Annotated in this window: 9 protein-coding genes; 5 read left to right on the top strand and 4 right to left on the bottom strand. The window is 36.8% G+C overall.

The genetic code is table 11. The features are described 5' to 3' along the window. Position 1: 1 nt before the first annotated feature. Positions 2 to 868 carry a metal ABC transporter permease gene (locus GQ593_RS09130; RefSeq protein WP_085247480.1) on the top strand — a complete coding sequence of 289 codons (867 nt, stop codon included), beginning with the start codon at positions 2 to 4 and terminating at the stop codon, positions 866 to 868. Continuing rightward, positions 865 to 1,701, top strand: a complete 837-nt coding sequence (locus tag GQ593_RS09135) for a metal ABC transporter permease (RefSeq protein ID WP_160431747.1) — start codon at positions 865 to 867, stop codon at positions 1,699 to 1,701. Before GQ593_RS09130 ends, GQ593_RS09135 begins: the two co-directional genes overlap by 4 nt. Positions 1,702 to 1,829: 128 nt before the next feature. Here the strand turns inward: GQ593_RS09135 and dnaB are convergent, their stop codons facing one another. The 4 genes from dnaB to GQ593_RS09155 form a co-directional block, all read right to left on the bottom strand. Beyond that, positions 1,830 to 3,254 (bottom strand): replicative DNA helicase, encoded by a 1,425-nt coding sequence (dnaB, locus tag GQ593_RS09140; RefSeq protein WP_160431748.1) that lies wholly within the window; start codon positions 3,252 to 3,254, stop codon positions 1,830 to 1,832. Between the two features lie 48 nt (positions 3,255 to 3,302). Continuing rightward, positions 3,303 to 4,094: a tRNA pseudouridine(38-40) synthase TruA gene (truA, locus tag GQ593_RS09145; protein WP_160431749.1), complete on the bottom strand. Its 792-nt coding sequence runs from the start codon at positions 4,092 to 4,094 to the stop codon at positions 3,303 to 3,305. Continuing rightward, positions 4,081 to 5,100, bottom strand: a complete 1,020-nt coding sequence (locus GQ593_RS09150) for an aspartate-semialdehyde dehydrogenase (RefSeq protein WP_160431750.1) — start codon at positions 5,098 to 5,100, stop codon at positions 4,081 to 4,083. The genes truA and GQ593_RS09150 overlap by 14 nt, the downstream gene beginning before the upstream one ends. A 323-nt stretch (positions 5,101 to 5,423) precedes the next feature. Next, complete coding sequence (locus GQ593_RS09155) at positions 5,424 to 6,434, bottom strand: hypothetical protein (RefSeq protein WP_160431751.1); 1,011 nt, start codon at positions 6,432 to 6,434, stop codon at positions 5,424 to 5,426. A gap of 307 nt (positions 6,435 to 6,741) precedes the next feature. Here GQ593_RS09155 and GQ593_RS09160 point away from each other — a divergent pair, with 307 nt between their 5' ends. The 3 genes from GQ593_RS09160 to GQ593_RS09170 form a co-directional block, all read left to right on the top strand. Further along, a complete protein-coding gene (locus GQ593_RS09160; RefSeq protein WP_160431752.1) occupies positions 6,742 to 7,788 on the top strand; it encodes a LacI family DNA-binding transcriptional regulator in 1,047 nt (348 codons plus the stop codon). Between the two features lie 421 nt (positions 7,789 to 8,209). Next, positions 8,210 to 8,944: a DUF4123 domain-containing protein gene (locus tag GQ593_RS09165; RefSeq protein ID WP_160431753.1), complete on the top strand. Its 735-nt coding sequence runs from the start codon at positions 8,210 to 8,212 to the stop codon at positions 8,942 to 8,944. A 1-nt stretch (position 8,945) separates the two neighbouring features. Then, the coding region (locus GQ593_RS09170) for a DUF6531 domain-containing protein (RefSeq protein ID WP_160431754.1) at positions 8,946 to 11,844 on the top strand (2,899 nt) is incomplete at its 3' end.

The raw sequence follows: 11,844 nt of genomic DNA on the forward strand, positions 1-11,844 counted from the left end.
AATGGAACTATTACTTGAGCCATTCACCTACGGTTTTATGTTAAAAGCAATTTGGGTAAGTAGTATTGTGGGTGCTGCCTGTGCTTTTTTATCGGCTTTTTTAATGTTAAAAGGTTGGTCACTCATGGGCGATGCGCTTTCGCATTCTGTCGTGCCTGGTGTTGCAGGGGCTTATGCGTTGGGGGTACCTTATTCTGTTGGTGCTTTTTTTACCGGATTACTCGCTGCGCTAGCCATTACGCTAGTGCGTGCCTTTACGCGATTAAAAGCAGATGCCATTATTGGTTTTATCTTTTCAACCTTTTTTGCTGTCGGTTTGTTAATTATTTCGCTCAATCCAACATCAATCAATGCGCAAACCATTATATTTGGTAATATTCTAGGAATTGATGATAGTGATATGTGGCAAGTGCAAATCATTATTTTGGTGTCATTTATATTACTTTTCTTTTTTTGGAAGGATTTATTAGTCGTTTTTTTTGATGAAACCCATGCCCGATCCATTGGATTAAAACCACTACCGTTAAAAATCCTATTTTTTACCATTTTAAGTGCCTGCACTGTTGCGGCACTGCAAACTGTTGGAGCCATTTTAGTAATTGCTATGGTTGTTACACCCGGTGCAACCGCTTACTTATTGACTAATCGATTTTCGCACTTATTGATTATTTCGGTTCTAATTGGTGCGATAACAAGTGCTATTGGTGCTTGGATCAGTTACTTTTTAAATGGCGAAACCGGTGGCGTTATTGTTACGTTGCAAACACTAATATTTATTGCTGCATTCTTATTTGCTCCACAGCAAGGGTTAATTGTAAATCGCCTTAGGATCCGCCAAAGCCGTTTAAATAAAAGGGGGCAGGTATGACAGAGTTTTGGGAATATATCTATTATCCACTTACTCTTCCCCTTATTGAGCGCGCAATCTTAGCTTCGTTAGCAACCGGTATTGTGTGTGCCCTACTATCTTGTTTTTTAGTTTTAAAAGGTTGGTCGTTAATGGGGGATGCGATTTCGCATGCGGTTTTACCCGGCATTGTGCTGGCATATGTAGCAGGTATCCCTATTATCATTGGTGCTTTTGCTTCAGGCCTATTTTGCTCGGTTGCAACAGGTTATATTAAAGAAAACAGTCGCATTAAAGAAGATACGGTCATGGGAATTGTGTTTTCAGGGATGTTTGCTTTTGGCTTAGTGTTATTTTCCAAAGTAGATACATCGCAACATTTAAATCATATCCTATTTGGTAGTGTGCTTGGCACCAGTTATGACGAGCTTAAACAGATCATCTTCATTGCTGTAATTGTATCGCTTTTAATTATTATTAAACGCCGTGATCTGATGCTCTATTGCTTCGACCCAGTGCAAGCTAAAGTTATAGGACTGCCCGTTAAGTTACTCCATTACGGTTTGTTGAGTGTTTTGGCTTTAACTATTGTAGGATCATTAAAAGTCGCGGGGATGATTTTAGTTATTGCAATGTTGATAGCCCCGGGCATCACTGCTTTTTCATTAAGTAAACGCTTTGAATGGATGTTAGTGATTGCCGTATTGGTTTCAACATTTTCAACAGTGATGGGAACGTTGATAAGTTATTATATAGATGCGTCAACCAGCGCTTGTATTGTTATTTTACAAGCAACTCTTTTTTTATTTGCCCAAACTTACCAGTTTGTTGCTCACAAAAAAGTGCGCTGTTAAATTAATTTTTGAAACTACTATTGAAATCACTATTAAAACTACATTGTTAATAGCTATAAAAAAACAGCGTAAATATAATTTGTAACTGTATTTACGCTGTATCGATGCTTATTTATTACTTTTAGTTTTTACTCATCATCCAGATATTTACTGTTATCGGCATAATTATCAAAACGTGAAAACTGACCTTGGAATTTTAATCGTACTTTACCAATTGGTCCATTTCGTTGTTTTCCTAAAATGATTTCAGCAACACCTTTATGTTCTGATGCTTCGTTATACACCTCGTCACGATAGATAAACATAATCACATCAGCATCTTGTTCAATAGATCCCGATTCACGCAAGTCTGAGTTAACCGGTCGTTTATCAGCACGTTGTTCCAAACTACGATTAAGCTGAGATAGCGCAACCACAGGCACTTGTAGTTCTTTAGCCAAAGCCTTTAGTGAACGTGATATTTCGGCAATTTCTAGGGTACGATTTTCAGAGATATTAGGCACGCGCATAAGTTGTAAGTAATCGACCATAATCATACTTAACCCTTTATGCTCACGATAAATACGTCTGGCTCTTGAGCGTAACTCCATTGGCGTTAAACCTGATGAGTCATCGATATAGATATTTTTCTTTTCCAGCAATAATCCCATAGTGCTTGAAATTCTTGCCCAATCATCGTCTTGTAATTGCCCTGTTCGAATTCGGGTTTGGTCAACACGTGAAAGTGATGCTAACATACGCATCATAATTTGTTCTGATGGCATTTCTAAGCTGAATATTAACACCGGCTTTTCTTGCTCTAGGGCAGCATTTTCACACAAATTCATGGCAAAGGTGGTTTTACCCATTGATGGCCTTGCTGCAATAATAATTAAATCGGAACGCTGTAAACCAGCCGTTTTTTTATCTAAATCAATATAACCGGTTGAAACCCCTGTCACCCCATCATGCGGACGTTGAAAGAGCTCTTCAATCTTAGCGACTGTTGCTTCTAACACTTCAGTAATACTTTTTGGTCCTTCGCCTTGTTTAGTTCGGCTTTCAGCAATCTGAAATATTTTACTTTCCGCCAAGTCTAAAATTTCGGTACTATCGCGCCCTTCTGTGGCATAACAGTTATCAGCAATATCATTTGATGCGCTGATTAATTCACGCAAAATCGCTTGTTGGCGAATAATATCACTATAAGCAACAACATTAATCGCACTTGGTGTGTTTTTAGAAAGCTCGGCCAAATAAGCAAATCCACCTACATCGGCTAATAGGTCTTTACTTTCAAGACTTTCTGAAAGAGTAATTAAATCAATTGGCGTCCCTTTGCTGACCAAGGTATGCATTTCAGAAAATATCAATTGATGATGACGCGAGTAAAAATCCCGCTCAGTGATCATTTCAGATACCGCATCCCAACGTTGATTATCAAGCATTAAGCTACCCAGCACCGCTTGTTCAGCTTCGATTGAGTGTGGTGGAAGCTTGATATTATGCAGATTTGATTTTTTCGCATCTTGATTTTTAAAATCTTTGTTTGCGCTTGTTCGATCAGTATTCATTACATTCATCTTTTGTTCTAAATTGAATTTATTGCTAAGCTACTTCGCTTATCTTAAAAATAATGGACCTACACTCGGTTCGGGAATTTGATATTCGGATGGATAATCCACCTGAACTAAATATAATCCTTCCGGTTTTGCTGTTGCGGCAGCTTGCGTTCTGTCCTTAGCTTGCAAAAGTTCATAAATCCATTCTGGACGCTGATTTCCCACTCCAACTTCTAGTAAACTACCCACAATATTGCGTACCATATGGTGCACAAATGCATTGGCTTTTATATCAACAATAATATACGTACCTTGCCTTGTCACTTCAATATGATGAATATTGCGCCAAGGAGTTCTTGATTGACACTGAGCCGCTCGAAATGATGAAAAATCATTTTCGCCTAATAAATACTGCGCCGCTTGGTGCATTAAAGTTTCATTAAGCGGTAAATAATAATGCGATACCCCTTTAGCTAAAATCGCCGGGCGATAACGATGATTATAGATCACATAACGATAACGCCGAGCTGTCGCACTAAACCTTGCATGAAAACTATCCTCAACTATTTGCGACCAGCGCACAGCAATATTATCAGGCAAATGCGAATTAACACCCATTGTCCAAGCACTCACTGAGCGCGCAGCTTGGGTTTCAAAATGCACAACTTGTCCTGTCGCATGCACGCCGGCATCGGTTCGACCAGCACAAAATACGTTGATTGGCGCATTAGCAATAATTGATAACGCAGATTCTAGCCGCTCTTGGATAGAATCGACAGACTGCTGACGTTGCCAGCCAAAATAACCACTACCATCATATTCAATGCCAAGGGCAATTTTACAGATAGTCATTAATCAGGATCTCAAGCGTCTCAATTAACATCAATGCCCCTAAATAACGGATATTATCGGCCACTGACCAAAATTGAATTTGTTCATAATGACCATAACTGTGTCTTAAATTCGCCAACTTTATAACCAAATTGTGTTCTGATTCGGTACTGACTTCGGTCACTGGTGTTGGCAAGTTATCGCCTTGCACTTCAACACCAAATTCACCAAAGCGTGCCATATCTAATTCAATTGGCAAGCTACTTGATACATTAATGGCTTGTGACACGCCATAAAACACGGGCACAATCACTGACTCGATAGAGACAGGAAGTTCATAATTACTCAATACTTTACGAATTTGATCAACTTGAGATTTTTCTCCTAGTATTGCATCGTGATGTTCATGCGATACTGGTAATAGATTAAAAGCTAATTGCTTATCAAACAGTTGATTATCAACTGGCATACCATTTAACAAGCGAGCACTTTGCCCTGCCAGCTCATCAACACCTGGCTTACCATATAATGATGCAGGGATAAAACTAGTCGCATGTAAATTTGTTAATAATTCCATATCAGTTAATGAAGCAACACAACGCAACAACTGGCATACAGTGGCGCTAGCAACAGCAATGATGTTTTCATTACGGTATTCGGTCAATACACTATTATTAACTTTAGGTACCACTAATGGAATATGATCTTGCTGGGCAAAATAGCCACTTGCATCAATTACCACACATCCCGCTTCTGCAGCAACTTGCGCATACTTTTCACTGGTTTTAGCACTAGCGACAAAAAAAGCAAAATGACACTCGCTCCAATCCATTTGTGCACTATCAATCACCGTTAAATTTTTACCAGCAAAGCGAACTATTTCGCCAGCACTATTGTCGCTACCGACTAAATAAAGATTTTCAATTTTTAGACTACTGTCTTGTAAACTACGTTGCTGTAGCAACTCAACTAGCGCAGAACCAACCTGGCCTGTCGCCCCTACAATAGCAATATTCCATGCAGACATATTTATAGACCCAAATAAAAAATTTAGTGGTAATTATATCACTATATTGTCAAAGATAACGGAAAAAGATATGTGACAATAGCATTAGATGAATAGATTTTATTTAACTGTGAGTTTGAACATTAAAACGATAAGCCATCATCAAGATGGCTTTATTGATACTGAGCTTTTGATAATACTCGAAAATGAATTTAGCAGTTTACATTTTCACAGGTTATTTGACTATTCAAACACATACTATGATTTGTTAGTCTTCACCAATAACGAATTATCTTTTATTGATAAAGTTTATACTCAATCATTATATTGATTTCCAAATAGTACTAATTGGCTAACTCATCTTCCACATGTTTGATGGCCTGCCGATGTTGTTCAATTAAGCAAGTCAAAACTTTGTCTAAATAGGGTTCAATATCACTTTCATAAATTGGCGCTGTTGTAATTAAACACGCTGTATTTATATTTTGTTTTAATGCCAGCAATGAATCTTGCTGTTGTTTATTGCTATCAAGTAATTTTATTTTCTCTTTTAGCTGATCTTGATAATAACGATAAACTCTAGTAGCGAGACTATAATCGGAAGAGCCATCCTTAGATGATTGTTCAAAAAGTGCAATTGATTCTTCTAATGTTAAACCATACTCAACAGCGCCTTCGTGAAATTTAATATTAAATTGGTTAGGATAGATAATGTGATAAGTTGCTTCTGGCATATTGATTTGCATCTCTTTAAGCACAAATTTCATATTACTTGTATCAATATTGTAATGCTTCCATAATGTAGGAAAAGTTCCAGACTCATCTTCAATCGGCTCTGATTTTATTGACAATAATGTGTAAATATCGCCACTTGGTGCAATATAGTAATGCTGATAGCCATTCCAAAGATTAGGATTATTAGAAAAAGAATTATTTGCTAAAAAAAGCTTATCAATTACCTGATTTTTGCTGATTAAAGATAACGTAATATCTCGCCCTAAATTAGGTAAATCTTCTTCGTTTTTATTCTTAGGATTAATTGGGCTAATGCTCAATTTTAGTTGAAAATCATTACCATTATAGGCAATAGGATCTTCATCAATTAATTTATCTAACCGTTTAAAATCAAATTTCAAATTGTTGAGAGGACAACGGCTATCGTATTTTATCTTTTCTTTTTTATCGAGTTGATTATATTCATCTTCGTTTCTAGCGCAATCTTGTTGCAATTGATGCATATCAACACTCATAAAAAATGGTTCACCACGATATTTAGAGTTAATATCAAGTAATTGACCATAGACACAATAACTAAACATAAATAAAATTGCGCCTAATGAAAGTTTCTGTTTCATATAGAATTCCTTTTATCCATCTTATTTTAACATGACTCCATCCTATCTTTTTTGTTAATAGAATAAAGCACTAATCTGTACCTGAATTTTTAATAATCATTCTTTTATTCAAGTAGGTCATCCACACTATATAACATGGATATATTACTTATGCCATAGCTTTAATAAAACATATTCATTTAAACTTCTTTAGATATCTGTCATAGATATTTTGGAACACAGATCGACAAAACAAAATTTTATCGCTTACAAATCAATCTAATATCGGTAAAGTAATAAGACTCTTTACTGCACTTATATGCGATTTATGACAAAAATTACCCTATCAACGATTGCCAAAAAGGCTAATATTTCTGTTGCTTCAGTTTCTAGAGTATTAAAAAAACCACATCTAACATCACCTCAAACTCAGTTACGCGTTTATCAAGCGATTGAAGAATTAAATATAGACATAGCCAAAAACTTCAAACCCTATCAACCAATACATAGCAGTAAACGGATATTAATTATTGATAATCAACTTTTTTCAAAAAGTTTAATCAATGTTGGCTTAGAGCAAGTTTTAAAAGAAGAACAGTACCAATGGTTTTATTTACAGTTTCCTTATAATAATAAAAATGATATCTATCATATTATTCGTTATGTGGCGCAAAATACCTTTGACGGGATTATCATTATTAATGACGCCCCTTACTTAAAAACACTAATTTCTTATAAAAATACATTACCGCCGATTGTATTAGTGAATCACTTTTCGCTTGATTTTGTTTGTGTTCACTTTGACCATTTATTTATTGGTTATCAAATGACGCAATATTTGATTGATAATTATCATAACCAAATTGCCATTTTACTTAATGATGACAAGGCGATGAATTCAGTACTTTTGCTGCAAGGTTATAAGCAAGCTTTATTACGTGCAAATATTACTATCGAACCTCGATATATTATTCAAGGATGCTTTACCTATCAACATGCGAGAGCGGCTATTAAAAAATTAATAAACGGCACAAAATCACCCACTGCCGTCATTTGTGCCGATAATTTTAGCCTAAATTACTTAAACGAAAATCATTGTACACAGCAGCAGCATCAATTACCTGATAGCATGGTTTTGGGGGCATTACATCAAGCCAATGAAAGTAAAGCAAAACTGACTAAACCACTTACAATATCGTATTTTAGTGCCTCAAAAGAACTTAAATACAATGAATTAGATAGCCTATGCAAAATAAATAAACCATTATTTAAAATGGGGCAAAAATCAGCGGCTTTACTATGTGAGCTTATAAAAAACACAATAAAACCCATTAAGCACTGTACAATCATTAACGCTGAATCGATGTTTTACTAGATGTACATAAGTACTAACTATAATAACTACTTACTATATTAGCCCAACTTAACTCGACATCAACTAGCTATTTATAGCAGCAACTATCAAAATATGTAAGGCACATAATTTACTGCATCATCATCAACACACTAAAAACTCGATAAAAAAGCATGCATAAAATCACATGCTTTTTTTGGGCGAATTTCGTGATTAAAATAAAGAGTCGTGTATTTTTATGTTTTGATTAAAAAAACGTAGCATAGATGATAAAATAACTCCATAATGCTTCTAAATTAATTTAGGTGGATATGGTGAAACACGTTATTAATTTCATTTTTTTAATTATTAATCATCATATTAATTATATTTTTCTTTTAGTTGATAGTGTGAATAGCTTTTCTGCATTACCAGTTTTATCATTTGATGGCAGGTGCAAATTATGATGGATTTCCCACTGTCTAACTGGCGCACCATCACCGCCACTTCTTCCATGCCTTTATATGCGGTGCTCTCTAACGTCAGTGACGCGCAAGCTGTTAAAAACTACTATATTACCGATGGCTCGCAAACGCCTTATGGTCTTTATACCGGCACCCCTTACGAGCATTGGTTTTCAGTGATGCCCATGCTCGTTAGACTTGATGAGCACAGCCCCTTTTTAGATTGGGTAAACAACACCGAATACAAAGACTGGGGTTGGCTGGCACGCTCTCATTTACCCTTCGAGACCATCTGTGCCCATTTACGTAGCCTAACCCAAGCCATAATGCCAGATGGCGAAGCAGTGTTTTTTCGCTACTGGGATGGCGAATACCTGTCAATTATGCTTGATCACTTTACCGATAGCTGGCAAGACGTGCTGCCTGCCTTTGCTTTTTATTGGATCAATCACCAATCGCATGTGGTGCATGTGCCACTTGAACAAGCGGTACAAACATCACCTTGGTGGCAAGTGCCACAAAAGCTATTAGAACAATTATCTGCAACCCAACCAGAACTTTTAGTTAACCATATTTTACAATTATTACAAGAAAATTATTTGGATATTTATACCGCCTTTCCTTATCAAGTATTAGAAACAAAAATAATTCATCTTTTATCGTTATCAACCAAAAAACAAAACGTATTTGAGTTTATATTGCAGCAGTTGGTTCAAGAAAAAAAGGAAACTTAACATGGACAATAATAAAAATAAATTTTTCAGTGAGGTTAACAATGCACTCCCGCCATTATACGTAGGCGCAGAAGGGACACCAAATGCACAGGACCAATTTGCCCGCTTATCAATTATTGATTTTCTTGCTGCAAAAGATGAAGACCCACAATTTTATATTAAAAGAGCCAATATTTTATTAACTGAATTAAAAACTTGTTTATCTACATTTTCAAAGGAAACACAAGACGAATATAAAGCAAGGATGAATCGATGGGGCGCATCGAATGTTATTCCTTATATTGATATTAAAGAAAAATTATTGAGCAATAAACGCTCAACACAAGTTGTTAATATCAATAAGCCCTATTGTGCCAAATGTGCGAATAAAGGAAAAGTCAAAATCAGTTATAATATGGAGGGACTTAACAACGAAAAAGTCATTTTAAGTCAAGTTAAAATTCAATTAATCCCTTATCAAACCAAATATTTTGCTCCCTCTGCTACCATGGTCAATGTACCGCCGGCTAAAATAGAAGAGAATATCCGCCTTTCTGAAGCTGAAAAACAAGAGTATATCATTACACTTGATGAAAACGGTGAAGCAGAGCTGGACTGGTCAGACGAAAAATTTGCCAAATATTCAGAATATCATATCGTGGTATTGCCCGTCGAAAAAGGCGATGTCGACAACTGGTTACAAGCTTATCAAATGATTATCGATGAGTTACATCAAAATTTACAAAAGAACTGGACCAATGAAATATTGCCAGAATGGGAATCCTATTCTAAATTAGAGATTGCAGAACAATATCAGTTATTATCTCAATGGTGGAATGTCGGGCTGGTAACGGGTGTTGATGAAGAATTAGAAAAATATAAAAAAGCGCTAGAAAAGTTTGAAGAGTGGGATTTCCGTGGTTGGCTTGATGAGTCATTTAAAGACCGAGTGATAAGTGATGAACTCACTCTAACCCTGTTACAAGATGAAGTTCGGTTTTATATCGCCGCTTATTATGCTCAAAGCTGGATGGCAATGCTTCCTCCTCATTATAAAATGGTATTTTCAGGTAAAGTGTATTCAGCCATGATGATGTCGATAATTGAATGGGTTGCCGAATTCATTGTTGAAGCATTGATTTCTAAAGGTCTTATTGCAGCATTAAGCAAATCAGTTAGTGCTATAAATGGTGGTAGCCGATTTATTAACTCAATGACCAAAATGGGCGATGGCTTAAAGCAAGGTATGAAAGCAATCAAACCCAATATGGCTATCTTGGGGGGGAATGGTATTAATGCGGTTAAGCATATCAAATCAGCAAGTCAACATATTCAATTATCCTCACGTTTGAAGCCATGGATACAAATAGTTGAGAAAAAAATTGCCAATATAAAATCAAAATTGCCTCAGCTTGCTAATAAAAAAGGAACTACTCGCAATGCGCCTGTCAGTGCCGACCCGATATCGATGGTAACGGGAGAAGAGCAACTCACCCTTCATGATGGTGAATTTAAAGGTTTATTGCCTTTTATCTGGCAGCGCTGTTACCGAAGCAGTGCCGTTGAGCATAATATTGGGCTAGGCTATGGATGGAGCCACTCTCTGGCGCATTACTTACTGTTTGAAGGCGAAGAGGTTATCTGGCTAGATGATGAAAATTTATTCACCACTTTCCCTCTACCCACACAAAAAGCGCCCATTGTTGTTAATCCAGTGGCTGAATCGGCTATTTATTTAGGCAACACGCCTGATGAATACATCCTGTCTAAAGGTCACAGTCTGGTACAATATCACTTTAAACGGATTGAACAGACAGCCTATTTAAGCGCCATTACAGACAAGTATGGTCATCGGCTGAATGTCGTTTATGACAGTAATCAGCGCCTAATAGCCCTGCAACCTCAGGAAGATAAATCACGGCGGTTAGCTTTTGATTATCGTGATAAACAATCGATACTTATCGATACAGTCGCTATTCAGACTTTAGTTGCAGGGGAATGGCAAACGCTGCAAACCCTAATGCACTATCACTATAATGAGCATCATCAACTCATTGGTGCGACCAACGTAGCTGGTCAAACCGAATCTTATGAATATGACGCATTAAATGTTATTCAAAAACGAACAATGGCCGGTGGTGCTGAATTTAACTGGACTTGGGAGGGCGAAGGTCAAGATGCGCGTTGTTTACGTCAATGGGGTAACTTTGGACAGTTAGATGAAAGTTACACTTGGCAAGATGAAAACGTGATTGTCACCATGGCGGATGGCAGTCAAAAATCCTACTCACATAAAGACGGCTTACTACAATCAGAAACCGATGCCAATGGGGCAACAAAAACCTATCAGTATAATGAAGAGGGACTTAAAACCGTTGAGATTGATGCTTTAGGTAATCAAACCCGCTATGAATATACGGTTAATGCAGAGTTAAAAACCATTATTTACCCAGATGATAGTTATGAAGATTATACTTGGCAACATGGACGAATTATTCGTATTGAAAAAAATGGCCTGATATGGCAATTACGTTATAACCATCACAATGATATTATTGAGGTCGAAACACCCGACGGTTTACTCACCCGTCATAGCTATAATGAACATGGACAGCGTTTATCTACGCAATATCCTGATGGTAATGAACAACATTTTACTTGGGGAGAAAGGGGCGAATTACAACAGCAGCGCTTTTCTGATGGTCGTTTTACTGAATTTAGTTATGATGCTTTACTTCGACTCACTAAAGTCAGTAATGAACAACAGGCCGAAACCTATTATACTTATGATGCCTTAGGTCAAATCACTAAAATCACCTATCCGAATAACACCACGCGGGAATATCGATATAACGCTTATGGCAAAGTGACTTGGTTTAAAGATGAAGCCGGTAAAGTGACTGAATATGACTACGCCTTGC

Source organism: Gilliamella sp. Pas-s25, from assembly GCF_009795885.1.
Lineage (GTDB): Bacteria > Pseudomonadota > Gammaproteobacteria > Enterobacterales > Orbaceae > Gilliamella.

Excerpts from the sequence above, each read along its gene's own strand:
- GQ593_RS09130 (WP_085247480.1), top strand. The coding sequence starts at position 2 with ATGGAACTATTACTTGAGCCATTCACCTACGGTTTTATGTTAAAAGCA.
- GQ593_RS09135 (WP_160431747.1), top strand. The coding sequence starts at position 865 with ATGACAGAGTTTTGGGAATATATCTATTATCCACTTACTCTTCCCCTT.
- dnaB (WP_160431748.1), bottom strand. The coding sequence starts at position 3,254 with ATGAATACTGATCGAACAAGCGCAAACAAAGATTTTAAAAATCAAGAT.
- truA (WP_160431749.1), bottom strand. The coding sequence starts at position 4,094 with ATGACTATCTGTAAAATTGCCCTTGGCATTGAATATGATGGTAGTGGT.
- GQ593_RS09150 (WP_160431750.1), bottom strand. The coding sequence starts at position 5,100 with ATGTCTGCATGGAATATTGCTATTGTAGGGGCGACAGGCCAGGTTGGT.
- GQ593_RS09155 (WP_160431751.1), bottom strand. The coding sequence starts at position 6,434 with ATGAAACAGAAACTTTCATTAGGCGCAATTTTATTTATGTTTAGTTAT.
- GQ593_RS09160 (WP_160431752.1), top strand. The coding sequence starts at position 6,742 with ATGACAAAAATTACCCTATCAACGATTGCCAAAAAGGCTAATATTTCT.
- GQ593_RS09165 (WP_160431753.1), top strand. The coding sequence starts at position 8,210 with ATGATGGATTTCCCACTGTCTAACTGGCGCACCATCACCGCCACTTCT.